This is a genomic window from Nakamurella sp. UYEF19 (assembly GCF_040546275.1).
Taxonomy (GTDB): Bacteria; Actinomycetota; Actinomycetes; order Mycobacteriales; family Nakamurellaceae; genus Nakamurella.
In genome coordinates this window covers 94,680-119,963 of sequence record NZ_JBEPNO010000007.1, presented here as the reverse complement: position 1 = coordinate 119,963, position 25,284 = coordinate 94,680, and the positions used below count along the sequence as shown (strand labels likewise).

At 69.5% G+C, this 25,284-nt stretch carries 14 protein-coding genes and 1 pseudogene; 12 read left to right on the top strand and 3 right to left on the bottom strand.

The genetic code is table 11. The features are described 5' to 3' along the window. The 6 genes from ABIB25_RS12230 to ABIB25_RS12205 all read left to right on the top strand — a co-directional run bounded on the left by ABIB25_RS12230 (position 1) and on the right by ABIB25_RS12205 (position 7,757). Positions 1–1,149, top strand: a complete 1,149-nt coding sequence (locus ABIB25_RS12230) for a TerD family protein (RefSeq protein WP_354528734.1) — start codon at positions 1–3, stop codon at positions 1,147–1,149. 212 nt (positions 1,150–1,361) lie between these two features. Beyond that, the gene (gene pheS, locus ABIB25_RS12225) at positions 1,362–2,465 is read left to right on the top strand and encodes a phenylalanine--tRNA ligase subunit alpha (RefSeq protein ID WP_354528733.1); all 1,104 of its coding nucleotides are present in this window, start codon (positions 1,362–1,364) and stop codon (positions 2,463–2,465) included. 5 nt (positions 2,466–2,470) lie between these two features. Next, the gene (pheT, locus tag ABIB25_RS12220; protein ID WP_354528732.1) at positions 2,471–4,948 is read left to right on the top strand and encodes a phenylalanine--tRNA ligase subunit beta; all 2,478 of its coding nucleotides are present in this window, start codon (positions 2,471–2,473) and stop codon (positions 4,946–4,948) included. A gap of 137 nt (positions 4,949–5,085) precedes the next feature. Next, positions 5,086–5,670, top strand: coding sequence for a DUF5998 family protein (locus ABIB25_RS12215; protein WP_354528731.1), 585 nt, complete (start codon positions 5,086–5,088; stop codon positions 5,668–5,670). Positions 5,671–5,701: 31 nt separating this feature from the next. Continuing rightward, positions 5,702–6,814: an alkaline phosphatase family protein gene (locus ABIB25_RS12210; RefSeq protein ID WP_354528730.1), complete on the top strand. Its 1,113-nt coding sequence runs from the start codon at positions 5,702–5,704 to the stop codon at positions 6,812–6,814. Positions 6,815–6,890: 76 nt separating this feature from the next. After that, the gene (locus ABIB25_RS12205; RefSeq protein WP_354528729.1) at positions 6,891–7,757 is read left to right on the top strand and encodes an aldo/keto reductase; all 867 of its coding nucleotides are present in this window, start codon (positions 6,891–6,893) and stop codon (positions 7,755–7,757) included. A gap of 61 nt (positions 7,758–7,818) precedes the next feature. Here the strand turns inward: ABIB25_RS12205 and bglX are convergent, their stop codons facing one another. Continuing rightward, positions 7,819–10,098 carry a beta-glucosidase BglX gene (gene bglX, locus ABIB25_RS12200; RefSeq protein ID WP_354528728.1) on the bottom strand — a complete coding sequence of 760 codons (2,280 nt, stop codon included), beginning with the start codon at positions 10,096–10,098 and terminating at the stop codon, positions 7,819–7,821. A gap of 89 nt (positions 10,099–10,187) precedes the next feature. Next, positions 10,188–10,601 (bottom strand): hypothetical protein, encoded by a 414-nt coding sequence (locus ABIB25_RS12195; RefSeq protein WP_354528727.1) that lies wholly within the window; start codon positions 10,599–10,601, stop codon positions 10,188–10,190. Positions 10,602–10,772: 171 nt separating this feature from the next. Here ABIB25_RS12195 and argC point away from each other — a divergent pair, with 171 nt between their 5' ends. The 6 genes from argC to ABIB25_RS12165 are packed head-to-tail and all read left to right on the top strand — an operon-like array spanning position 10,773 to position 16,811. Continuing rightward, positions 10,773–11,810, top strand: a complete 1,038-nt coding sequence (argC, locus tag ABIB25_RS12190; RefSeq protein ID WP_354528726.1) for an N-acetyl-gamma-glutamyl-phosphate reductase — start codon at positions 10,773–10,775, stop codon at positions 11,808–11,810. Positions 11,811–11,847: 37 nt separating this feature from the next. Continuing rightward, complete coding sequence (argJ, locus tag ABIB25_RS12185; protein WP_354528725.1) at positions 11,848–13,029, top strand: bifunctional glutamate N-acetyltransferase/amino-acid acetyltransferase ArgJ; 1,182 nt, start codon at positions 11,848–11,850, stop codon at positions 13,027–13,029. After that, positions 13,026–14,078, top strand: a complete 1,053-nt coding sequence (gene argB / locus ABIB25_RS12180; protein WP_354528724.1) for an acetylglutamate kinase — start codon at positions 13,026–13,028, stop codon at positions 14,076–14,078. Before argJ ends, argB begins: the two co-directional genes overlap by 4 nt. Then, entirely contained in the window at positions 14,075–15,277 is a 1,203-nt protein-coding gene (locus tag ABIB25_RS12175) for an acetylornithine transaminase (protein WP_354528723.1), read from the top strand. The genes argB and ABIB25_RS12175 overlap by 4 nt, the downstream gene beginning before the upstream one ends. Continuing rightward, positions 15,274–16,251 (top strand): ornithine carbamoyltransferase, encoded by a 978-nt coding sequence (gene argF, locus ABIB25_RS12170; RefSeq protein WP_354528722.1) that lies wholly within the window; start codon positions 15,274–15,276, stop codon positions 16,249–16,251. The genes ABIB25_RS12175 and argF overlap by 4 nt, the downstream gene beginning before the upstream one ends. 29 nt (positions 16,252–16,280) lie before the next feature. Further along, the gene (locus tag ABIB25_RS12165; protein WP_354528721.1) at positions 16,281–16,811 is read left to right on the top strand and encodes an arginine repressor; all 531 of its coding nucleotides are present in this window, start codon (positions 16,281–16,283) and stop codon (positions 16,809–16,811) included. 62 nt (positions 16,812–16,873) lie between these two features. Here the strand turns inward: ABIB25_RS12165 and ABIB25_RS12160 are convergent. Then, positions 16,874–25,243, bottom strand: a pseudogene (locus ABIB25_RS12160) (type I polyketide synthase); the annotation flags it as partial. Positions 25,244–25,284 lie beyond the last annotated feature (41 nt).

The window sequence follows — 25,284 nt, the reverse complement described above, 5'->3', positions numbered from 1 at the left end:
ATGACCACCCTGACCCGCGGAGCCAACACCGCCGTCCCCGCCGCAGCTCTCGACGTCGCCGTGACCGGAGCAGTGCAAGGCTCGGTTGACCTGATGGTCTTCCAACTCGGCGCCGACCGGAAAGTCCGCAGTGACCACGACTTCGTGTTCTTCAACCAACCCACTTCGCCGGAGGGAGCGGTCACCCTCGCGGCGGCAGACCGGGTGACGGTCGCGCTCACCGGCGTGCCTGCCGACATCGAGGTGCTCGCCGTGGCAGTCTCGCTGGCCGACGAGATACCAGGCACGCTGGCCGATGTCACCGGTCTCGGAGTCGGAGTGTCGGGTCCCGGGTTGCAGATCGACGCGCCGGTGCTGGGTCTGACCACCGAACGTGCCGCGGTGCTGATCGAGATCTACCGGCGCGGCTCGGAGTGGAAGCTGCGCAATGTCTCCGCCGGCTGGACCGAGGGTTTGGCCGCGCTCGCCCAGGAACACGGCGTCAGCGTCGACGGCGAAGCGGCCGCACCAACGCCGCCGGCTGCACCAACTTCCAAGGGTCCGGCCGTCGATCTCGGCAAGCGCACTGGTGCGGTGAATCTGGCCAAGGGCCAGCGGGTCTCGATCGAGAAGTCGCCGGTCATCACGGCGAGCGTCTCCTGGCCGCCGTCGACGGACTATGACGTGTACGCGCTGGTCCGCTACCGGGACGGGCACACCGAGACGGTGTCCCAGTTCGGGACGAAGCAGGACAAAAAGTTTCAGACGTCCACCCGGGACCAGGCGGTTCGCCACCTCGGCGACATCAAGCGGGACAAGAAGGCGACCGAGGCCGTGGAGAAGGTCGAGATCCGGATCAATCCGGACATCGTCGCTGTGGTGCCGGTGGCCTATTCGGCACAGTCGAACGGCGCCGGTTCGTTCTTCCAGTACAAGGTGTCGATGGCGATCGACAACGGACTCGGTACCAGGGTGCAGGTCGACGCGGCGAACGGCCACCAGAATCCGATGGTCTTCACGTGCGTGCCCGGGATCATCGTCAATGCCGAGAACGGCATCGACATCGTCTCCCTCGAGCTCTACTCCGCCGAGGGCTCGGAGAACCGGCCGATCGTGAATGCGGACCTGTCGATCACCATGGATGCCGGCCCGACGAACGCCTTCAAGTGAGCCGACCGGACCACTCTCCGGCTCTGACGTGGCCGAGTTCGAAATCGGGTGAACGGCCGTGAGACGATGAAGCGGTGATGCCACCCGAGCGCACCGAGACGATGCGGTTTATCGGGCCCGTCGCCGGGCCGCGCCGTTGATCCTGCGCGCACACCCTGGGCCGACGGGCGCCCCGCCATCACCAGCGCCGAATCCCAGTCGAAGAAGGTTTCATGTCAACGCCATCCCCCACGTCGGCCGCGCAGGCCGGCGTTCCTGACCCGACGGACGCCGGTTCCATCGGTGCCGTCACCGATGATGCGCTCCTCGCCATCGCTGCGGCCACCGACCTGGACGACCTGAAGTCCGTCCGCCTCGCCCATGCCGGCGACAAGAGCCCGCTGGCCCTGGCCAACCGGGCGATCGGATCGCTCGACAAGGCGCAGAAGGCGCTTGCCGGGCAGCTCGTCGGGCCGGCCCGTGGTCGGGTGAACAAGGCCATCGCCGCTCGCGAGCTCGAACTGGCCGCCGAGCGGAACGCACGGGTGCTGGCCCAGGAACGGGTCGACGTCACGCTGCCGTTCGACCTGCACCCGGCCGGCGCGAGGCACCCGATCTCCTCCGTCATGGAGGACATCGAGGACATCTTCATCGGTATGGGCTGGGAGGTCGCGCAGGGCCCCGAGCTCGAAGCCGACTGGTTCAACTTCGACGCACTGAACTTCGGTCCCGACCACCCGGCCCGGGCCATGCAGGACACGTTCTACGTGGCCGGGCCCGACGGCGAGGAATCGGGTCTGGTATTGCGGACGCACACCTCCCCGGTCCAGGTCCGCACCATGCTCGGCCGGAAGTCGCCGATCTACGTGGTCTGCCCGGGCCGGGTCTACCGCACCGATGAACTGGACGCCACCCACACCCCCGTCTTCCACCAGGTCGAGGGTCTGGCCATCGACCGGAACCTGACGATGGCGCACCTCAAGGGGACGCTGGATCACTTCGCCCGGGCCATGTTCGGGCCCGAGTCGGTCACCCGTCTACGCCCGTCGTTCTTCCCGTTCACCGAGCCGAGCGCCGAGATGGACGTCTGGTTCGAGAACAAGAAGGGCGGCGCGGGGTGGGTCGAGTGGGGCGGCTGCGGCATGGTCGACCCCGACGTGTTGCGCGCGGCCGGGCTCGACCCGACGGAGTACTCCGGATTCGCCTTCGGCATGGGCATCGAACGAACCCTGCAGTTCCGCAACGACATCCCCGACATGCGGGACCTGGTCGAGGGCGACGTCCGATTCACGTCCGCGTTCGCCGCACCCTCCCGTGCTGTAGTGAAGGAGGTCTGACAGACATGCGCACACCGATCGAATGGCTGTCGCAGTACGTCTCCCTGCCGGAGGGCATCAGCGCCTCCGACGTGGCGAATGCTCTACTGCGCGTGGGATTCGAGGTCGAGGACATCCACACCGTGCCGCCGACCACCGGCGATCTGGTGGTCGGCCAGGTGCTGACCATCACCGAACTGACGGAGTTCAAGAAGCCGATTCGCTTCGTCAGCGTCGACGTCGGACCTGGCCACGGTCCCAACGGCTCCAACGAACCACGGGAGATCATCTGTGGGGCAAAGAACTTCGCGGTCGGGGACAAGGTGGTCATCGCGCTGCCCGGATCCGTCCTGCCCGGCGGCTTCGCAATTGCCTCGCGCAGCACCTACGGCCACATCTCCGACGGGATGATCTGCTCGGTGCGCGAACTGGGCGTCGGCACCGAGCACGACGGCATTCTCGTCCTCGACGACGATACCGAGATAGGTATCGACGCAAGGGATCTCCTCGGTTCGCACGACTCCGTGATCGAACTGGCCATCACCGCCGACCGGGGGTATGCGATGTCGATCCGCGGCCTCGCCCGAGAGGCCGGTGCCGCGCTGGATGTCCCGTTCGTCGACCCGGCCGCGGTGGACGTCCCGGAACGCGAGGGGACCGGCTGGCCGGTCGTCATCGCCGACCCGGCGTGCGGTCGTTTCGTGACGGTCCGGATCAGCGGCATCGACCCGTCCGTCGCCTCGCCGTTCTGGATCCGTCGGCGACTGCAGGCCGCCGGTATCCGCAGCATTTCGTTGGCCGTCGACGTCACCAATCACGTGATGCTCGAACTCGGACATCCGTTGCACGCCTTCGACTCGGCCAAGATCACCGGCGACATCACCGTGCGGCGGGCGGTCGAGGGCGAGAAGCTCAAGACGCTCGACGGCGTGACCCGCACCCTGGTCGCCGACGATCTGCTGGTCACCGACGAGTCGGGGCCGATCTCGATGGCCGGGGTCATGGGTGGGGAGGCGACCGAGATCTCCGCCGGCACCACCGATGTGGTGATCGAGGCTGCGTACTGGGACCCGTTCGTCATCTCCCGGGGTGCTCGCCGGCACAAGTTGCCGAGCGAGGCGTCGCGGCGCTACGAGCGCGGCGTCGATCCGGCCATCTCGCTGGTCGCCGCGGAGCTGGCGGCGCAATTGCTCACCCGGTACGCCGGCGGAACCATCGTCGGCCGTTCGGATGTCGCGGGGACCCTGCCGATCCTGCCGGTGATCCCACTGTCGCTCGATGAGCCGGAACGGCTGGCTGGCCGGCCGTACGCGCCGACCGTCATCGTGGCGCGGCTGGAGCAGATCGGTTGCACGGTAGCCGATCCCGCGGCAGATCCGCTCCAGGTGACGCCGCCGACCTGGCGCCCCGATCTGGTGCGTCCGGCCGACCTGGTGGAGGAGGTGGCCAGGCTGGAGGACCTGTCGACGATCCCGTCGATCCTGCCGTCCGCCCCGGCCGGAACCTCGTTGACCGCCGCGCAGCGTCGTGAGCGCCGGGTGTCCGACGACCTGGCGGCCGCCGGTCTCACCGAGGTGCTGTCGTTCCCCTTCGTCGGGGTGGCCGACTTCGACGCGCTGGGTCTGCCGGCCGACGACGTCAGGCGGGTCACCAAGAACTTGGTCAACCCGCTGGACGCCGCCCGCCCGTCCATGCGCACCACAGTGCTGCCCGGACTGCTGGAAGCGGTCACGCGCAACATCTCCCGTGGCGCACGTGACCTCGCGTTCTACGAGATCGGACAGGTGTTCCTCCCCAGGGCGAACGCCCCTCGGCCCATTGCCGTGCGGGTGGATCGTCGCCCGACGGATGACGAGATCAACCTGCTGAACGCCAGTCTGCCGCTGCAGCCGCGGCACATCGGCGTCGTGCTGGCGGGTGCCTTCGCGCGCGCCGGGTGGTGGGGTGTCGGCCGGAACGGCTCGTGGGCCGATGCCATCGAGTTGGCGCGCCGGATCGGATGGACCGCCGGTGTCGAACTGCGGGTCTTCCCGGCGGAACAGGCGCCGTGGCATCCCGGCCGGTGCGCCTCGATCCGGGTGGGCGACTGGATCGTGGGCTATGCGGGTGAACTGCATCCCGAGGTGGTCGAACGGCTCGGTCTGCCGGCCAGGTCGGCGGCTCTCGAGCTGGATCTGGACGCCCTGCCCGAGCGGGCCACGCCGGTGGCGCCGCGGATCTCGCCGTTCCCGCCGGTGAACCTCGACGTCGCCCTGGTGGTGCCTGTTGCGACGCAGGCGCAGGACGTCACTGCCGCGCTGGTCGACGGCGGTGGCGAACTCCTGGAATCGGTGCGACTCTTCGACGTCTACTCCGGTGATCGGGTGGCCGGCGACTCCAAGTCGTTGGCCTTCGCGCTGGTGGTCCGGGCCCCGGACCGGACCTTGACGGCGGCCGAAGCTCTGGCCGTCCGCGATTCGGCGCTCGCCGAGGCCGCGACCCGCACCGGTGCCGTCCTGCGCTGACCAAGCCTGAGCAACGGTGGCCCGGACGGGTTCCGGCGCCGCCCGGACGAACATCGACGAAGTCCGTCCGGGTGGTGGGCGCGCGCCGACAGGCCCGTTTGTCGTTGTGGGCACGCCCGGGATGCCAGGATGGGTCCATGCCATCGCAGTTGCCACCCGACCTGTCCCGCAAGATCCTGAAGGCGGGCTACTACCCGGCCTTCGTGACCGACGTCCTGGACATCGCGCTGGCCGAGGAGAACGTGGAAACGCACCTGGTCCACCTGGAGACGACCTTCGACGTGGAGTCGATCCGTCGTCATCTGTCCGTCGTCGCCCTGACGCCGACGCGGCTGATCTTCGTCCACGCAGACGATCACGGCGGCGACGAGGAGCACGGCGAGCAGTCCCACGGGATCGCCACCAGCGAGTCCGTTCCGCTCTCCGCGGTCAAGACCGTGATGATGACCCACGTGGTCCCGAACCCGGAGAAGTACAAATCCGGAAGCCTTGGCCGGGAGCTCACGGTCACCATCGGGTGGGGGGCGGTGGGCCGGCTCGACCTGGAACCCGCCACCTGCGGTGACCCCAACTGCGAGGCCGACCACGGTTACACCGGCTCGATGACGGGTGACGACCTGTCGCTCCGGATCAGCGCGGACGCCGAGGGCGAGAACGCCCTGGCCGACGCGGTGGCCTTCGCGCGGGTGCTGTCTGCTGCGACCTCCGCGCCGCGCGGGTGAGCCGCCCTCGGCATCAGACGGGCAGGGCTCGATGAGCGCCGTCACCGTCCCGGACTACGGTCCCGCCAGTCTGGGGGCCGTGCTGCCCGGAACGGCCGCCGCCCTCGGGCACCCGATGGATCTGCCGGCGGCTCCGCTCCCCTCGGCCGAGCGGGTCTGCGTCGTGCTGATCGACGGGCTCGGCGCCCGATTGATCGACGAGTATGCCTCTGACGCACCGTTTCTCACGACCATGGTCAGCGCCGATCTGCGCGCCGGATGTCCCACCACCACCGCGACGTCGATGGGTTCGTTCGGCACCGGTCTGCCGCCCGGAAGCCACGGACTGGTCGGCTATCTGGTGATGGACCCGGACCGCCGCGTGCTGATGAACGAATTGCGCTGGGATCCGGAGGTCGATCCGCTGCGCTGGCAACCACACCCCACGGTGTTCGACCACCTGAGCGCCGCCGGTGTCGCGTGCACCGTCATCGGCAACCCGGAGTTCGAGGGGTCCGGTCTGACCATCGCGGCTCTGCGCGGGGCACGGTTCCTGGGCGTCGACCGGCTCCACGACCGGGTCGACGCCGCCGTGGCTGTGCTGGCCAAGCCCGGTCTGACCTACGTCTACTGGGGCCAGGTCGACAACGCCGGTCACATGTTCGGCACCGGCAGTCGGGCGTGGCTGCGCGCGCTGCGGGAGATCGACGAGGCACTGAAGCGGCTGGCGCGGCTGCTGCCGACCGGGACCCTGCTGGTGGTGACGGCGGACCACGGCATGATCGACGTGCCTTACGACCTGCGGGTCGACCTGGCCAAACGTCCCGATCTGCAGCCGGGCATCGAGGTGCTGGCCGGCGAGGCCCGGTTCGCCCAGGCCTATTGCTCGGAGGGGCAGGGGGCAGCGGTGGCAGCGCGACTGGTCGAGGCGTTCGGCGATCGGGCCTGGGTGCGGACCCGCGGTCAGGCGATCTCGCAGGGCTGGTTCGGCGCTGTCGACGAGCGGGTGGTCGGCCGGATCGGGGACGTCGTGGTCGCGGCGCGGGATCAATTCGCCTTCGTCGACTCCCGCACCGCGACCCCCCAGGAACTCAAGCTGATCGGTCAGCACGGTTCGCTGACCGACGTGGAGCAGATGATCCCGCTCCTGCACCTGGTGGTCTGACGCTCTACGGTGCAGGCGGGCGCTAATTCGACAATCTCCCGAAACGACAAGCCGACACCGGCGGATGGAGCGGACCATGGAACGACGCACACTCGGACGACTCGGTCACCAGAGTTCGGTGCTGATCTACGGCGCGGCCGCGCTGAGCGATGTCGACCAGGCCACCGCTGATTCCTCGATCCAGCAGGCCCTGGACGCCGGCATCAACCACTTCGACGTCGCCGCCGGTTACGGCGATGCGGAATTGAGGCTCGGTCCGTGGATGGAACGCATCAGATCCCGGATCTTCCTGGCCACCAAGACGGAGGACAGGGACCGGGCCTCGGCGTGGGTCTCGATCAACGCCTCGTTGGAGCGCCTGCAGACCGACCGGGTCGACCTGCTGCAGCTGCACGCGGTCGGCGATCTCGAGACGCTCGACCGTGCGGTGGGCACCGGGGGCGCCCTGGAGGCGGCGGTTCAGGCCCAGGAGCAGGGGATGGTCGGCGCCATCGGCATCACCGGACACGGAACTGCCGCAGCCGCAACCCATCTGGAGGCACTACGACGGTTCCCGTTCGCGACCGTTCTGACGCCGTTGAACCCCGTCCTCTGGCGCGATGCCGCGTTCCGCGAGAGCTACGACGCGCTGGTCGAAGAAATCCAGCGACAGGAGGCCGGCCTCATGACGATCAAGACCGTGTCCCGTCGAAACTGGCCCGAGGCAACCGATCCCACCCACACCACCTGGTACGAGCCCTACCACGACGCCGACCGGATCCGGGCCGCCGTCTCCTGGGTACTCGGGCACGAGGAGGTCACCGGGATCCCCACCGCCGGTGACGTCCGGCTGCTCGGCGACATCGTCGCGGCCGAGCAGAACCGGATGGACGTGGCCGAGGCGGAGGCCGCGTTGCTGGATGACCCGGAGTACTCCTCGCCGTTCGCGAACATGCCGTTCTGAATCGTCCCGTCGATCGCCGGCCCCCTGTCGAAGGGGACCGGCGACCAAGGGGGAGCGGTGATCACACCACGGTAAAAGTCGCCTTCGCCGCCGCGTCGGAGCTGTTGCCGACGTACACGTCGATCAGGCCGGTCTCGACCAGGAACCTGGCCCGATTGTCGTAGAAGCCGACGTCCTCGGTGGTCAGCGTGAACGTCACCGTCTTCTTCTGGCCCGGGTGCAGGGTCACCCGCTGGAAGCCGCGCAGCCGGCGGACCGGTTGCGCGATGCTGGCAACCGGGTCGTGCAGGTAGACCTGCACGACCTCGTCGCCGGCCACCTTCCCGGTGTTGGTGACGTCGACCGACACCGTCAGGTGTCCGCCCCGATGGTTCATCTTCGGTGAGCTGAGCCGCGGCGCGCTGATGGTGAAGCTCGTGTAGCTGAGCCCGAACCCAAAGGCGTACAACGGTCCGCTGGCGAGATCCAGGTACTTCGACGTGTATTTGTTGTTCGGGTCCGCGGGCCGTCCGGTGTTCTGGTGGTTGTAGTAGATCGGGATCTGCCCGACGGCGCGGGGGAACGAGACCGGCAGCTTGCCACCGGGGTTGACTTTGCCGAAAAGCACGTCGGCCACAGCGTTCCCGGCTTCGACGCCAGGGGCCCACGCTTCCAGGATCGCGGTCGCCGTGTCGTGCGTCGACTGGAGAGTCAGAGGACGGCCGTTGAACAGCACCACGACCACCGGCTTGCCCGCGGCGACCACTGCCGCGAGGAGTTCCTGCTGCACACCGGGTAGATCGATGTCGCTGCGTGCGGAGGCCTCGCCGCTCATCGCTGCGCTCTCACCCAGCGCGAGGACGACCACGTCGGCCGCAGCGGCTGCCGTCTCTGCAGCCGCGAACCCGGAGACGTCGGTCGATTCGATGTCGCAACCCTTGGCGTAGGTGACCGAGGTGGCATTCGCCTTGATCCCGTCCAGCACGGTGACCGGTGGCGTCGTTCCCGCTCCGGTGCCGAGCCCGGACCAGGTGCCGTTGAGGTCGTAGGTCGCAACGGCGAGCGGCCCGATGACCGCCACCTTCGAGGTCTTCTTCAAAGGCAGCACCGACTTGTCGTTCTTGAGCAGCACCATCGAACGGCTACCGGCGGTGCGGGCCTTCGCCCTGGCCGCGGTCGACACCGTGGTGACCTCGCGGGATTCGTCGACATAGGGGTTCTCGAAGAGCCCGAGCGCGAACTTGATTCGCAGGATCCGGCGCACCGCGTCGTCGACCTCACGCTGTGAGATCCGGCCCTTGGCCAGCAGCTGCTTCCCGAAGTCGACGTAGTTCGTCGACACCATCTCCATGTCGACACCGGCGGTGAGCCCGGCGGCCGCGGCATCGGCACCGTCGCCGGCGACGCCGTGCATGATCAGTTCCTGGATCCCGGTGTAGTCGCTGACCACGAACCCGTTGAAGTCGAAGCTGCCCTTCAGCACGTCCCGTAGCGTGTAGGAGTTCGCGTGTGCCGGGACGCCGGCCACCGTGTTGAAGGACGCCATCAGGGTGGCGACGCCGGCGGCCACCGAGGCCTTGAACGGCGGCAGGTAGTGGTTGTGCAACTCCTGGATCGAGACGTCGACGGTGTTGTAGTCACGGCCGCCCTCGGTGCCGCCGTAGGCCACGTAGTGCTTGGCGCAGGCGGCCACCTTGTCCGGCGCCGAGTAGTCGGCACCCTGGTAACCACGCACCTTCGCGACCGCCATCTGGCTGGCCAGATACGGATCCTCGCCGTCGCCCTCGGCGATGCGGCCCCAGCGCGGCTCGTGCGTGACGTCCATCATCGGTGAGTAGGTCCAGTTGATGCCGCTGCGCCGCGCCTCGGCGGCGGACACCACCGCATCGGATTCGGCGACCGTCGGGTCGAAACTGGACGCCTGCCCGAGCGGGATCGGAAAGTTGGTGGTGTAACCGTGGATCACGTCGAGGCCGAAGATCAACGGGATGCCCAGCCGGGTGTGCTTGACGGCCAACTTCTGCAGTGCATTGAGCTCGGCCGCTCCGACCACCGAGAACACACCGCCGCAGGGAGTGGCGGCCAGCGCGGCCCTGGCCAGGTCGCCGGTGTTGACCAGCTGCAGCTGTCCGAGTTTCTCGGCCAGGGTCATGCGTCTGAGCAGGGCATTCACGCGCTGCTCGGCCTTCTTGTTCGTGGGCGGAGAGCCCATCGGATCCTTGACCGGGGTGGTCGTCGGGGGGCTCGTCGTGGCTGCCGCGGCGTCCGGTCCGGCCAGCAGGGTGGTGGACAGCGCGCCGAGTACGGCGGACCCGCCGAGACCAGCCAGGGCGGATCGTCGGGACAGGTGGTGATCGGTCATCGTCGACTCCTCGTTGTTGTTCCTTGCTCCCGACCCTATGCCGGACGGGGGAGGCCGTCACTCGGCAAGGGTCTATCCGGCCCGGTGTCTCACACCCTTCGGTCGAGCCGTCGGAGGGGCGGAAGCGCTGGGCCCACCCGTCGGGTATCGGCGTTCATCACCAGGTAGGAGCACGGATCGAGCTCGCCGATCCGATGCAGCCACAAGGCGAACTGGCGGATGGTGACGCGGGACGAACTGTCGTCAGGTGCGAGGACATCGGCCAGGAACGAGCTCATGTTCATGATGATCAATTCCACATCGACGAGGTCGCTCAGCCCGATCCCACCGTCGGCTCGGCTGACCTTCTCGCCGCTGGTCTCGTCCACCAGCACCGGCCCGATTGCATCCAGGTGGGCGTGCAGGCGATCCAGCACGGCGCGGTCACGCGCGGCCACACGAGGGGTCACCGTCCGTTCGCGGTATTGCCGGAATGCCTCGATGAGCTGCGCTGTCGTCTTCATGATCTGGATGGTGCCCCCGAGCACCGACAGTCGGTGCTGCGCTCATGATCGGGTCGATTTCTGTCACTTGAATCCCAAAACCGCGAACTTGAGCAGCGCGGTCGAAGTTGATAAGCGCGGTCGGCGCCGGGCATGGATGAACATGCAATGAGGTGTATAGTTTTGCGGACTATGACTGAGAAGACGTACCGCGTCGCGGTGGCCGGCGCCAGCGGCTACGCCGGGGGCGAGATCCTGCGGTTGCTGCTGAACCATTCGTCGGTCGAGATCGGCGCGCTGACCGCCAACGCCAGCGCCGGCGATCTCCTGGCGCTGCACCAGCCCCATCTCTGGCCGCTGGCCGACCGCGTGCTGGAGCCGACGAATGCCCAGACCCTGGCCGGCCACGACGTGGTCTTTCTCGCGCTGCCCCACGGCCACTCCCACCAGGTGGCGGCCGAACTCGGCACGGAGGTGGTGGTGATCGACTGCGGAGCCGACCACCGGTTGACCGACCCCGCGGCGTGGGAGAAGTTCTACGGCGGGGAGCATCCCGGTCACTGGCCCTATGGCATGCCCGAGTTGCCCGGCGGTCGCGCCAAGCTCGAGGGTGTCCATCGGGTCGCGGTGCCGGGTTGCTATCCGACCGCCGCATCGCTCGCGATGGCCCCTGCCCTCGCGGCCGGTCTCGTCGAACCGGACGTCGTCGTGGTGGCAGCGTCTGGTACCTCCGGTGCGGGAAAGTCGTTGAAGGCCACCCTGTTGGCCTCCGAGGTGATTGGTTCCGCTTCCGCCTACGGGGTCGGTGGACTGCACCGGCACACCCCGGAGATGATCCAGAACCTCTCCGCTGCAGCGGGTTCCCCTGTCACGGTGTCCTTCACTCCGGTGCTGATCCCCATGTCGCGGGGCATCCTGTCCACCGCCAGTGCCGCTCTGAAGCCCGGCGTCACCGAGGCCGAGATCCGCGCGGTCTACGAGAAGGCCTACCAGGACGAGCCTTTTGTCCACCTGCTGCCCGCCGGCCAGTGGCCGACCACCAGTGCCGTGCTCGGTGCGAACACGCTGCTGCTGCAGCTGGCGGTCGACGCCGACGCCGGCCGCCTGGTGGTCGTCTCGGCCGTGGACAACCTGACCAAGGGCACCGGCGGCGCCGCCGTCCAATGCCTGAATCTCGCCCTCGGACTCCCCGAGACGATGGGCCTGTCCACCGTGGGAGTAGCTCCATGACAAGAAGAGTGGCCTCGTGGACAGGAGGAGTGGCCTCGTGAGCACCGATCTCGATCTGAGCGCCGGCGTCACCATCCCGGCCGGATTCCGGGCCGCCGGTGTCACCGCCGGGCTGAAGGCTTCCGGCAAGCCTGACCTCGCCCTGGTCGTCAACGACGGCCCGATCCACAGCGTTGCCGGCGTTTTCACCGGCAACCGGGTCAAGGCCGCACCGGTCCGCTGGTGCGAGCAGGTGCTGGCCGTGCCGGGAGCATCTCTCGTCGCTGTCGTCCTCAACTCCGGCGGCGCGAACGCCTGTACCGGCCCGGCCGGCTACGACGACACCGTCGCCACCGCCGAACATCTGGCCGCTGCGCTCGGTGTCGCACCGCAGCAGATCGCCGTCTGCTCGACCGGCCTGATCGGCGAGCGGTTGCCGATGGACAAGATCCTCGCCGGGACGACGGCCGCGGTCGGCACTCTCACCCAGGATGGCGGTCCGGCGGCTGCGACCTCGATCATGACCACCGACACCGTGGCGAAGCAGATCAGCGTCACCGTGGGCGGTTTCACCGTCGGCGGGATGGCCAAGGGCGCCGGGATGCTGGCGCCGGCGCTGGCCACCATGCTGGTGGTGCTGACCACGGACGCCGTCGCCGACAACGCCTCTCTCGATGTGGCGCTGCGTGCCGCGACCCGGGTGTCATTCGACCGGCTGGACTCCGACGGCGCGATGTCCACCAACGACACGGTGCTCCTGCTGGCGTCCGGCGCGTCCGGGGTCGAGCCATCCCAGGAAGGGTTGACGGCCGCAGTCACCCGGGCCTGCAAGGCGCTGGCAGAACAACTGCTCGCCGACGCCGAGGGTGCCACCAAGGAGATCTCGATCGAGGTGGTCCACGCGGCCTCGGAGGACGACGCCGTCGAGGTCGGCCGGGTCGTCGCGCGCAACAGCCTGGTCAAGACTGCCTTCTTCGGCGGCGACGCCAACTGGGGCCGCATTCTCGCCGCGGTCGGCACCAGCAGGGCCGCCTTCGATCCCGACCAGATCGACGTCGCCATCAACGGGGTCTGGATCTGCCGGCAGGGGTCGAATGGTGAGGACCGCACGCTGGTCGACCTGACCCCCCGCAAGGCCCACGTCGTCATCGATCTGCACGCCGGGGTCGAGACCGCGACGATCCTGACGAACGATCTCTCGCACGCCTACGTCCACGAGAACTCCGCGTACTCGACATGACGTCCGCGCCCATTTCCAGCGGGTCGGCGGACACCGCAGTGGGTCTCGTCGCCCGCAACGTCGGTGACCTGACCGATGCCGCAGCCAGGGCCGCGGTGCTGGCCGATGCCCTGCCCTGGTTGCAGGAGTTCGCCGGCGCCCTTGTGGTGGTCAAGTACGGCGGCAACGCGATGACCGACGACACCCTCAAGCAGGCGTTCGCGGCCGACATGGTTTTTCTGCGGACCGTCGGTCTGCGGCCCGTGGTGGTGCACGGCGGCGGACCGCAGATCAGTTCCATGCTGGGCCGTCTCGGGATGGTGGGGGAGTTCAAGGGCGGATTCCGTGTCACCACCCCGGAGACCATGGACGTGGTGCGGATGGTGCTCGTCGGCCAGGTCGGCCGTGAACTCGTCGGCCTGATCAACAAGCATGGCCCGCTCGCCGTCGGCATGTCGGGCGAGGACGCGGGACTGTTCACCGCGGCCCGACGGACGGTGAAGGTCGGCGGCGTGGAGACCGACATCGGTCTGGTCGGCGACGTGGTCGATGTCAACCCCGCTGCCGTCCTGGACCTGCTGGATGCCGGCCGCATCCCGGTGATCTCCACCGTCGCACCGGATGTGGACGGTGTGGTGCACAACGTGAACGCCGATACCGCGGCCGCCGCCCTGGCGATCGCGCTGGGTGCCGCCAAGCTGGTGATGCTCACCGATGTCGAGGGTCTCTACTCGAACTGGCCGGACAGATCCTCGCTGCTGTCGAGGATCTCGGTCGATGCCCTCGAGGAGATGTTGCCGGGCCTCGAATCCGGCATGGTGCCGAAGATGGAAGGTTGCCTGCGCGCCGTGCGTGGCGGGGTGGCCGCGGCCCACGTGATCGACGGCCGCATCCCGCACGCGGTGCTGTTGGAGATCGTCACCACCCAGGGGATCGGAACGATGGTCGTGCCGGATGCAGCAGCCGGGTCGAGCGCAGTGAATTCGAGCGCAGTGAATTCGGGCGCAGTGAAGTCGAGCGCAGTGAAGTCGAGCGCAGTGACGTCAAACGCAGTGAAGGAGAAGTCGTGAGCAGCAACCAGTTGGCCGCCGACCGGTGGGCCGGCGCGATGATGAGCAATTTCGGTGTCCCCAAGGTCGAGCTGGTCTCCGGCCGGGGCGCCGTGGTCGTCGATGCCGATGGCCGCGAGTACCTCGACCTGCTCGGCGGTATTGCGGTCAACGCTCTGGGACACGGGCATCCCGCCGTGGTCGCCGCAGTCAGCGAGCAGATCGCGACCCTCGGGCACGTCTCGAACTACTTCACCCACCCCAAGGTGCTGGACCTGGCCGAGCAGCTGCTGCGCCTGATCGGCGCCGAGAGCGACGGCCGGGTGATCTTCTGCAACTCCGGTGCCGAGGCGAACGAGGCCGCGTTCAAGATGGCCCGGCTCACCGGGCGCCCGCGGATGATCGCGGCCGAGGGCGGATTCCACGGTCGCACCATGGGAGCGCTTGCGCTGACCGGTCAACCGAGCAAACGTGCCCCCTTCGAACCGATGCCCGCTGGTGTCGAGTTCGTGCCGTATGGCGACGTCGACGCGTTGCGTGCTGCGGTCGACGAGAACGTGGCCGCCGTGTTCCTCGAACCGATCCAGGGCGAGGCCGGCGTGATCCCCGCTCCGGACGGCTATCTCGCTGCCGCCCGGGAGATCACCACCGCCGCGGGCGCCCTGCTGGTCCTCGACGAGGTGCAGACCGGCATCGGCCGGACGGGGAACTGGTTCGCGCATCAGGCTTCCGGCGTCCGGCCCGACATCGTGACCCTGGCCAAAGGTCTCGGCGGAGGACTGCCGATCGGCGCGGCCATCGGCATCGGGCCGGCCGCAGAACTGCTGTCCGCCGGTCAGCACGGATCGACCTTCGCGGGCAACCCGGTCTGCGCCGCGGCGGCCCTCGCCGTGTTGGCCACCATCGAGAAGGACCGGCTGCTCGACCATGTCGGTGCGCTGGGCAAGCACCTGTCCACCGCCATCGAGGATCTCGGCCATCCGCTGGTCGATCACGTGCGCGGCGCCGGCCTGCTGCTGGGCATCGCGCTCACCGAGAATCTCTCGGGTGAAACGGCTGCGGCGGCGATGGAGGCCGGGTTCATCCTCAACGCGCCCGGCCCCGATGTGCTGCGGCTGGCTCCGCCCCTGATCCTCACCACCGAGCAGGCCGACTCGTTCGTGCTCGCTCTGCCCGCCATCCTGGACACCGCCCTCGCATCGAAGAAGGACGAATCATGATCAGGCACTACCTCAAGGACGACGACGTCTCGCCCGACGAGCTGATCGCCCTGCTGGACCTCGCCGACGCCTACAAGACGAACCGCTACGGTTACACACCCCTTGCGGGCAAGGCGGTTGCCGCCCTCTTCGAGAAGAACTCCACCCGCACCAGGCTCTCGTTCGAGGTGGGCATCAGCCAGCTCGGCGGGCAACCGGTGATCGTCGACGGTCGCACTTCCCAGCTCGGCCGGGAAGAGACCATCGAGGACACCTCCCGGGTGCTCTCCCGCTATGTGGACGCCGTCGCGATCCGGACCTTCGCGCAGCGCCGCATCAACGCACTGGCCAGCGTCTCCAGCGTCCCGGTGATCAACGCGCTGACCGACGAGTACCACCCGTGCCAGGTGCTGGCCGATCTGCAGACCATCCGCGAGAGGTTCGGCCGGCTCAAGGGTCTGACCCTGACGTACCTCGGCGACGGCGCCAACAACATGTCGCACTCGCTGATGCTCGGTGGAGCCAATGCCGGTCTGCACGTGCGGATCTCGTCACCGCTCGGGTTCGACCCGCAGCAGGACATCCTGATCGCCGCCAAGGAGCGGGCCAGCCTCACCGGCGGGTCGATCGAATTGATCACCGATCCGTTGGTCGCCGTCACCGGGGCCGACGTCCTGGTCACCGACACCTGGACGTCGATGGGTCAGGAGAACGACGGACTCGACCGCATCGGCCCGTTCCGGCCGTACCAGGTCAACGCCCAACTGCTGGGCACCGCCGCCGACGGCGCGATCGTCCTGCACTGCCTGCCCGCCCACCGAGGTTTCGAGATCACCGACGAGGTGCTCGACGGCCCGGCCTCCGCGGTCTGGGACGAGGCCGAGAATCGTCTGCATGCGCAGAAGGCGCTGCTGGCGTTCCTGGTCGGGCTCACCGGATCCGCCTCGGACGCATCGGCCGCCGTCCATTCCACGACCGAACCGACCCGGTCCTGACGCCGTGATGACGCACCGATGACCACGCGATGACCACGGGTAACTTCCCGGCGACCAAGGCGGCACGGCACGGCCGGATCACCGATCTCATCCGGGACGGCGCCATCCGCTCCCAGTCGGAACTCGCTGGACTGCTGGAGTCCGAGGGGGTGCACACCACCCAGGCCACGCTGTCCAGGGACCTGGAGGAACTCGGCGCGATGAAGTTGCGCGGGGTGGACGGCGGCGCGCCGGTCTACGTCATCCCCGAAGACGGCTCGCCCCGGCCGATGGCGGGTGGGACCTCGCGCCTGGCCCGGCTTTTCAGCGAGCTGCTGCTGTCCCACGACGCCTCCGGCAACCTGGTGGTGCTGCGCACCCCACCCGGTGCCGCCCAGTTCCTCGCGTCGGCGATCGACCGGGCGGCCCTGGTCGACGTCATCGGAACCATCGCCGGCGACGACACGATCCTGGTGGTGGCCAGGGCCGGGCTGACCGGCGAGGAGCTCGGAGCGCGGCTGGCCGCGTACTCCCAGAGCCCGACCAACGGCGCCGAGAACCCGGTCGCCGCCGTCGAATAATCCGCCCTGGGAGGCCGTCAGGCCGGCATCAGTTCGCTCATCCGGGTCAGGACGAACTCGCCGATCTCCCGGGCCGAGGTGAATTCGTACACCAGGGCGGCGGGCAGCTCCAGCAGGGTGATGATCTCCAGCCGGTTCCTCAGCTCGACCGCGGTCAACGAGTTGAAGCCCAGATCCAGCAGATCCTGCTCCGGCTCGAGGTCCGAGCTGTCCGCGTGCCCGAGCACCGTGGCTGTCTGGGACAGCACCAGCCCGATCAGCACTTCGAGCCGCTCGCCGGCGGGCAGGGGAGCCAGTTGTTCGGCCAGACTCGGCCCGCTGTCGTCGGTTTCGTCGTGATCCTCGGGAACCGCTGCGGCGCCTGCACTGTCGACCGAGGTCTCCTGCCGCCAGCGGGTGAGCTCGGGCAGCAGGAGTCGCAGAGCCGCGGCCGCCTCGTCGGACAGCAACAACTCGACGGCGAGGGTCGCGCCGTCAGCGCCGTCGACCGCAGCCCAGAACGCTTCCTCGGTCGTGGTGCGCCGGCCGGCCTCGCCGCCTGACGCGAGCCAGTAGTTCTTGCGCTGGAACGCGTACGTCGGCAGGGCCGTGAAACGGCCACCCCGGTCGATCGCCGCCCAGTCGATATTGTGGCCGGCCGTCTCCAGCGCGGCCCAGGCCTCGATCATCGCCTCGCGGTCCGGCCGATCCCGCCGCTGCGACGGCACGGTCCGGACGGCCGAGGAGCCGAGCGTCTGGCCGGCCATGGCGGTGAGCACCGCGTCCGGGCCGAGTTCGAGCAGGGTCGAGACGCTCTGCGCCATGCTCGTCGCGGCGTCGGCGAACCGGACGGTGGCGCGGACGTGCTCGACCCAGTAGGCCGGATCCGACAGCAGTCCGTCGGTGGCGGGTTGACCGGTCATCCCGGAGATGATCGGGATCAGTGGCTCGGACATCTCGACATCGGCGATGGCGGCCGCGAAGTCGGCCAGCATCGGGTCCATCAGCTCCGAGTGGAAGGCGTGCGACACCGTCAGTCGCTTGACCCGTTTGCCCTGTCCCGCCAGTGCTTTCGCCGCGGTGTGGACCGACGCGAGAGCCCCGGAGAGGACCAGGGACGTCGGCGAGTTGACCGCGGCGAGGTCCACCCCTGCCGTGAGGAACGGGGCCACCTCGCTCTCGGTGGCCTCGACGGCGACCATGGCGCCGCCGGACGGTAGGGCCTGCATCAGGCGACCTCGCGCCGCGACCAGGGTGGCCGCGCCGGCCAGGTCGAAGACCCCGGCCACGTGGGCGGCGGCGATCTCGCCGATCGAGTGCCCGGCCAGGACGGTCGGCACCAGTCCGACCGACTCGGCCAGCCGGAACAGGGCCGTCTCCATCGCGAAGAGGGCCGGCTGGGTGTACTCGGTGCGGTCGATCAGGGCGGCCTGCGGTGAACCGGCCTCCGCGAACACCACGCTCGACAGGGGCTGCTCCAGCAGTCCGTCGAATGCGGCACAGACCGCGTCGAACGCGGCGGCGTACGCCGGGAACGATTCGTACAGGCCACGTCCCATCCCGATCCGCTGCGATCCCTGCCCGGTGAACAACAGGCCGAGCCCGCCCGAACCGGCCTTGCCCGTGACCACGCCGGCCGTGTCGCGGGCCGCGCTGAGCAGACCGAGATTCAGCCGGCGCTCGGTCGGGTTGCTGCCGAGCACCACGGCGCGGTGGGCGAAACGCGTCCGGCCAGCCAGGGTGTGGGCGATGTCGGCGTCGGAACCGGGGACGGCGCCGGACTCGAGTGCCCTGAGCAGCGCACCGGCCTGGCCGCGCAATGCGCCGGAGGTCCGGGCGGACAACACCCACGGGTGGCCGGCGTCGGACGTCGATACGTCCTTCGTGGCGGCACCCACTGCTGTGGGGGTATCGGCAGCGGTCACCGAGGCGAGAGCCGCCGGCGCCTCCAGGATGACGTGGGAGTTGGTGCCGCTGAAGCCGAACGAGGACACCGCGCAGCGGCGGGGCCGATCGCCCGTCTCCACCCACATCGTCGGGGTGGTCACCAGTTGCACGGCGCCGGCGGTCCAGTCCACGTACGGCGACGGCTCGTCGAGGTGCAGCAGCCCGGGCACCACGCCGTGCGACATCGCCTGCACCATCTTGATGATCCCGCCGACTCCCGCTGCGGCCTGGGTGTGCCCGATGTTGGACTTCAGCGACCCCAGGAGCACCGGTCGGTCGGCGGTCCGGTGCTGGCCGTAGGTGGCGAGCAAGGCCTGCGCCTCGATCGGATCCCCGAGACTGGTGCCGGTGCCGTGGGCCTCGACCACATCCACGTCGGACGTGGTGAGGCCGGCGGCGGCCAGTGCGGCCCGGATCACCCGCTGCTGGGACGGTCCGTTGGGGGCGGTCAGCCCATTGGAGGCGCCGTCCTGGTTGACGGCCGAACCGCGGACGACGGCCAGTACGCGATGGCCGAGTTCGGTGGCATGGGAGAGCCTTTCGACCAGCAGCATGCCGGCGCCCTCGCCCCAGGCGGTGCCGTCGGCCGCGGCCGCGAACGGCTTGCACCGGCCGTCGGCGGCCAGCCCCCGCTGCCGGGAGAAGTCGATGAACGAGCCAGGGGTCGACATCACGGCCACCCCGCCGGCCAGGGCGTAGTCGCACTCGCCGGCCTGCAGTGCGAGCACCGCGGAGTGCAGCGCGACCAGCGACGACGAGCAGGCCGTGTCGATGGTCAGGGCCGGACCCTCCAGGCCGAACACGTACGAGACCCGGCCCGCCACCACCGATCCCGCGGTGCCGGTCCCGATGAACCCTTCCACCCCTTCGGGAACCTCGCCGAGGCTGGAGGCGTAGTCGTGGTACATCGCACCGGCGAACACGCCGGTCCGGCTGCCGCGCAACGACTGCGGATCGATCCCGGCACTCTCGACGGCCTCCCAGGAGGTCTCCAGCAGCAGTCGCTGCTGGGGATCCATGGCGACCGCCTCGCGCGGTGAGATGCCGAAGAACGCGGCGTCGAAGCGGCCGGCGTCGTGCAGGAATCCGCCGTGCCGGGTGTAGCTGGTGCCGGGGTGCGACGGGTCAGGGTGGTAGAGGTTGTCCAGGTCCCAGCCCCGGTCGGTGGGGAAGCCGGAGATGGCGTCGCGGCCGGACAGGATCAGGTCCCACAACGCCTCCGGCGTGTCCACCTCGCCGGGGTAGCGGCAGGCCATCCCGACGATGACGATCGGGTCGTCGTGGTCGGTCGTCCGTCGGGTCCTCGCGCCGGACGGTTCGGCAGCGGCGGAGGGGTTCTTGTCCGGGTTCTCGTCCTGCACCATCTGCAGGATCAGGTCGGCGACGGCCTGGCACGACGGATGGTCGAAGACCAGGGTGGGCGCCAGGGTCAGGCCGGAGGCCTGTGCGACCTGGTTCCGCAACTCGATCGCGGTGAGCGAGTTGAGGCCCAGTTCGGTGAAAGGCTTGACCGGGTCGACGGTATCGATGCCGGCGTGGCCCAGCACGGCCGCGGCGGCCTGGCGGACCAGCGTCAGGGCGAAGGCGGCCCGACGGGCGGAGGGGGCCGACCGCAGCGCCCGCGGTCCGGCTGCCTGACCGCCCTGCCCAGCCGCGGTTCGGGAGGGCGCCGGGATCAGATCGCGGATCAGGGCGGGGACGGCCGCGGGATCGGCGCCGCGTGGCAGGGTCAGGGCGATCGGGACGAAATGTGCCCGCCGCGTGCCGACGGCCAGGTCGAACAGGGCCAGTCCCCGTTCGATGCTCAGCGGTGTCACACCGGCCTGCGCCATCCGGCGTCGGTCCTCGTCCGACAGTGCTCCGGCCATGCCGGAGGTGCTGTCCCACAGGCCCCAGGACAGCGAGGTCGCCGGGAGGCCCTGTGCGCAGCGGTGAGCCGCCAGCGCGTCGACGAAAGAGTTGGCGGCGGCATAGTTTCCCTGTCCGGCCGCCCCCATCACGCCGGCGCTGGAGGAGAACAGCACGAACTGCTCGAGGTCCAGCCCGGCGGTCGCGCGGTGCAGTGCCCACCCAGCGCTGACCTTGGCGGGGAACACCGCGCGCAGCTGCTCGGCCGACATCGCGGTGACAGAGCTGTCCTGCAGGACGCCGGCGGTGTGCACCACTGCGCGGACCGGGTGGTCGGAGTCGGCGTGGCGGAGCGCGGCGGAGATCGACGTCTCGTCGCTGACGTCGCAGGCGAGCACCTGCGTGGTGGCGCCCAGTGCGGCGAGTTCCGTGATCAGGCCGTCGGCGCCCGGTGCCTCCGGCCCGCTGCGGGACAGGAGCAGCAGACGAGTGATCCGGTGGCGGTTGACGAGGTGCCGGGCGACCTGTACGCCCAATGCACCGGTGCCACCGGTGATCACCACCGTTCCGGCCGGATCCCAGGCCGGGCCGCCGATCTCGCCCGCGCCGCGGAACGGACGGAGCCGGGGAACCAGGACGCCCCCGTCCCGGACGGCCAGCTGCGACTCGCCGGGCACGACGACGGCCCGGATGCCGTCGTCGTCCAGGTCGGTGTCGGCGTCGATCAGCAGGAGGCGGCCGGGGTTCTCCGATTGCGCGCTGCGAGCCAGGCCGAGCAGTGCTGCGCCGGGCAGATCGGTGGGGGAGTGCGCCGGGTCGATCGCGACGGCGCCGCGGGTGAGCAGAACGAGGGTGCTGTCGGCGAAGCGATCGTTGCCCAGGAACGATTGCACTGTCTCCAGCACTGCCGCGGTCCGGGAGAACGCATCGGCCGCCGGGTTCTCCCCAGCCTGGTGGTTGGCGGTCGGGTAGCAGCGCACCGCCACGAATGCGGCCGGACGAGCGTCCGTCAGGAGCGCATCGACGATGAGGATGTCGGCGGGCGTCGTGGGGAGCACGACGTCGGCCGCTTCGATCCACTGGATCTCGAAGAGAGCGTTGGCTGCGGTCGCGGCTGCGGTCGCCGAGGTGTCCTGGCCGGTGATCTCACGGGAGGAGACCCCGTCCATCCGACCGATCACCAGGCCGGTGGGATCGGACAACGTCAGAGCGGTGGCGCCGTCCCGGGTGCTGACCCGGACGCGAAGGGTCGGCGAGGTGCTGCCGGTCAGGGTGACCCCGGTGAAGGCGAACGGCAGTCCCGGTGCGCGATCGCCGATCAGTCCGACGCTCTGCAGGGCCGCGTCCAGCAACGCCGGGTGGACGGCAAAACCCTGGGCCGAAACGCTTTCCGGCGCCTGCACCTCGGCCAGCACGTCGCCGTCGGCGGTGAGCCAGGCGCGATGCAGACCGGTGAACGCCGGGCCGTACTCGATGCCGGCCAGAGCCAGGCCCTGGTGCAGCTCGGTGACATCCAGCTCCGGCGCATCGGCCGGATCCCAGTCGTCGTCGAAGGTGGGTGCGGCGTCGTCGGGAGTGATCGAACCGGCCGCGTGCAGCGTCCAGTCGCCGGCGGCCGAGCTGTCGGTGGAGTCTGCGGCGCTCCGGGCGTGCACGCTGACCTGACGTAGACCGGCGACACCCGCGGTGCCGATGGTGATCTGCAGATCGATGTCACGTCCGCCGACGACCATCGGTCGTTGCAGCGTCAGCTCGGTGATCCGGCGGCAGCCGACCTCCAGACCGGCCCTGATCACCATTTCGGCGAGGGCCGTTCCGGGAACGACGGCGGCGCCGCCGATGCGGTGGTCGGCAAGCCAGGGGGTCCCGGTGAGGGTCAGGCGTCCGGTGAGGACCACGGCCCCGGTATCGGCCAGGCTGACGGCTGCCCCGAGCAGTGGGTGGCCGACCTCGGTCAGGCCCGCTCTGGAGACATCGGCGCCCAGCAAGGGCTGCAGCCAGAAGCGCTGGTGCTGGAAGGCGTAGGTGGGCAGCGGGATCGGCCGGCCATCGGTGAAGAGATCGGCGAGTTCGATGCCGCGTCCGGCGATGGAGAGCTGGCCAACCGCGGTGGTCAGGGTGGCCAGCGCGGACCGGTCCCGGCGCAGCGCGGTGATCACCGTCGTCCGCCGGGCGGCGAGTTCCGTGTCGGCCTCGAGGGTGTGGGTGGCCATGGCCGTCAGGACCGCGTCAGGGCCCAGCTCGAGGAACGTCGACACACCGCTGCGGGCCATCGTCAGGACGGCCTGCCGGAAGTGCACCGTGGCGGGGATCTGACGGACCCAGTACATCGGGTCGCGCATCTCGTTGATGCCGACCTGGCGGCCGGTGACGGTGGAGATGATGTCGATCGCCGGCGGCCGGAAGGTCACCGACCGGGCGACCGCCTCGAACTCTTCCAGCATGGGCCTCATCAGCGCGGAGTGGAAGGCATGCGAGACCACCAGGCGCTTGTGCCGGACACCCTGCGCCACCAGGGTTTCGGCCAGCTCGGAGATGCCCGTCTCGGAGCCGGACAGCACGACCGCCGCCGGACCGTTGACGGCGGCGAGGTCGACACCATCGGCCAGGTGTGCCCTGGCCTCGTCCTCCTCGAGCGCGACGGCGAGCATGGCTCCGCCGGATGGCAGGGCCTGCATCAACCGGGCGCGGTGGGCGACCAGTTTCGCGGCGTCCGCCAGCGAGATCACCCCGGCGATGTGGGCAGCGGTGATCTCGCCCACTGAGTGGCCGGCCAGGTACTTCGGTGTCGCGCCCCAGGTGCTGACCAGGCGGAACAGTGCCGTCTCCAGTGCGAACAGCGCCGGCTGGGTGTAGGCCGTGCTGTTGAGCAGGGCCGCATAGGCCGAATCCGGTGCTGCGAAGACCACGTCGCGCAGCGGGTGCTCCAGCAGCGACGAGAAGGCCTGGCACACCTCGTCGAAGGCGGTGGCGAAGACCGGAAGACCCTGGTAGAGGTCCTGTCCCATGCCCGCGTACTGCGAGCCCTGCCCGGTGAACAGGATGCCGAGCGAGCCCGGGATGGAACTGCCGGTGGCGGTTCCGAGCGAGGGGTTGCCCGCCGCGAGGGCCGCGAGATTCGCCCGTCGGGTGGGCCGATCGGTGCCGAACACGACGGCCTGGTGCTCGAAACGGCTGCGGGAGAGCAGGGTCCGGGCGATGTCGGCGGTCGCGAGGTCGCCACCGGAGACGGCCGGATCCAGGTGGGCGAGCAGGCGGGCGGCCTGGTCCTTCAGCGCATCGGGGGTCCGGCCGGACAGCACCCACGGCGCCCAGTCACCGGGCAGGCCCGTCGGCAGGTCGGCGGTTTCGTCTGCGACAGGAGAGCCGGAGTCGGCCTCGACGGCCGGCATCGGGGCCTGCTCCAGGATCACGTGGGCGTTCGTGCCGCTGATCCCGAATGATGACACCGCCGCACGGCGGGGTGCCTCGCCGGACGGCCACGGCCGCGCCCTGGTCAACAGTTCGACCGTGCCGGCACTCCAGTCCACCTGGCGGGACGGTTGATCGACATGCAGGGTGGCGGGCAGGATCCCGTGTCGCATCGCCTCGACCATCTTGATGACGCCGGCCACGCCCGCGGCCCCCTGGGTGTGGCCGATGTTCGATTTCACCGAGCCCAGCCACAGCGGGGTGGCCGGCTCCTTGGCCCGTCCGTAGGTGGCGATCAGGGCCTGCGCCTCGATCGGATCACCGAGAGCCGTGCCGGTGCCGTGTGCTTCCACGGCGTCGACCGCGGCCGCCTGCAGACCGGCGTTGGCCAGGGCGGCCCGGATGACCCGCTGCTGGGACGGTCCGTTCGGGGCCGTCAGCCCGTTGGACGCGCCGTCCTGGTTGACGGCCGAACCCTTGACCAGGGCCAGGATCTGGTGGCCGTGGCGCTGCGCATCCGACAGCCGCTCCAGCAGCAGCATGCCGGCGCCCTCGCCAAGACCGGTGCCGTCCGCGGCGTCGGCGAATGCCTTGCAGAGGCCGCCGGCGCCGAGGTTGCCCTGCCGCGCGAAGTCCAGGACCGGGTCCGGCGTGACCATGACGGTGACGCCGCCGGCCAGTGCCAGATCGCACTCGTCGTTGCGCAGTGCCTGCATGGCAAGGTGCATCGCGACCAGCGACGAGGAGCAGGCGGTGTCGATGGTGACGGCCGGCCCCTCCAGGCCGAAGACGTAGGACAACCGCCCGGACAGCACACTGGTGGCACGGCCGGTGCCGAGGAATGCCCTGGCCGACTCCTCGATGGTCCGCGGATCCGAGCCGTACTCGGAGTACATCTGGCCGGCGAACACCCCGGTCCGGCTGCCGCGCAGGGTGATCGGATCCAGGTAGCCGTGTTCGAAGGCCTCCCAGGCGGTCTCGAGCAGGTGACGCTGCTGCGGATCCATCGCGGCGGCCTCCCGCGGCGAGATCTCGAAGAACTCCGGGTCGAAGTCGGCGGCGCCGGTCAGGAACGAGCCGACGGCCTCGAAGCCGTCCGGCAGATCGAGACCCGAGATGTCCCAACCGCGGTCGGTCGGGAATCCGCCCATCACGTCCCGCTGGGCGGCGATCAGGTCCCACAGCTGCCCCGGGGAGTTGACCCCGCCCGGGTAACGGCAGGCCATGCTGACGATGGCGATCGGCTCGCTGGTGCGCCGCTCGAGTTCCTGCACCCGCTCGCGGTAGC

What these genes read in the sequence shown, in the direction of transcription:
- ABIB25_RS12230 (WP_354528734.1), top strand. Translation starts at nt 1, where the DNA reads ATGACCACCCTGACCCGCGGAGCCAACACCGCCGTCCCCGCCGCAGCT.
- pheS (WP_354528733.1), top strand. Translation starts at nt 1,362, where the DNA reads ATGTCAACGCCATCCCCCACGTCGGCCGCGCAGGCCGGCGTTCCTGAC.
- pheT (WP_354528732.1), top strand. Translation starts at nt 2,471, where the DNA reads ATGCGCACACCGATCGAATGGCTGTCGCAGTACGTCTCCCTGCCGGAG.
- ABIB25_RS12215 (WP_354528731.1), top strand. Translation starts at nt 5,086, where the DNA reads ATGCCATCGCAGTTGCCACCCGACCTGTCCCGCAAGATCCTGAAGGCG.
- ABIB25_RS12210 (WP_354528730.1), top strand. Translation starts at nt 5,702, where the DNA reads ATGAGCGCCGTCACCGTCCCGGACTACGGTCCCGCCAGTCTGGGGGCC.
- ABIB25_RS12205 (WP_354528729.1), top strand. Translation starts at nt 6,891, where the DNA reads ATGGAACGACGCACACTCGGACGACTCGGTCACCAGAGTTCGGTGCTG.
- bglX (WP_354528728.1), bottom strand. Translation starts at nt 10,098, where the DNA reads ATGACCGATCACCACCTGTCCCGACGATCCGCCCTGGCTGGTCTCGGC.
- ABIB25_RS12195 (WP_354528727.1), bottom strand. Translation starts at nt 10,601, where the DNA reads ATGAAGACGACAGCGCAGCTCATCGAGGCATTCCGGCAATACCGCGAA.
- argC (WP_354528726.1), top strand. Translation starts at nt 10,773, where the DNA reads ATGACTGAGAAGACGTACCGCGTCGCGGTGGCCGGCGCCAGCGGCTAC.
- argB (WP_354528724.1), top strand. Translation starts at nt 13,026, where the DNA reads ATGACGTCCGCGCCCATTTCCAGCGGGTCGGCGGACACCGCAGTGGGT.
- argF (WP_354528722.1), top strand. Translation starts at nt 15,274, where the DNA reads ATGATCAGGCACTACCTCAAGGACGACGACGTCTCGCCCGACGAGCTG.
- ABIB25_RS12165 (WP_354528721.1), top strand. Translation starts at nt 16,281, where the DNA reads ATGACCACGGGTAACTTCCCGGCGACCAAGGCGGCACGGCACGGCCGG.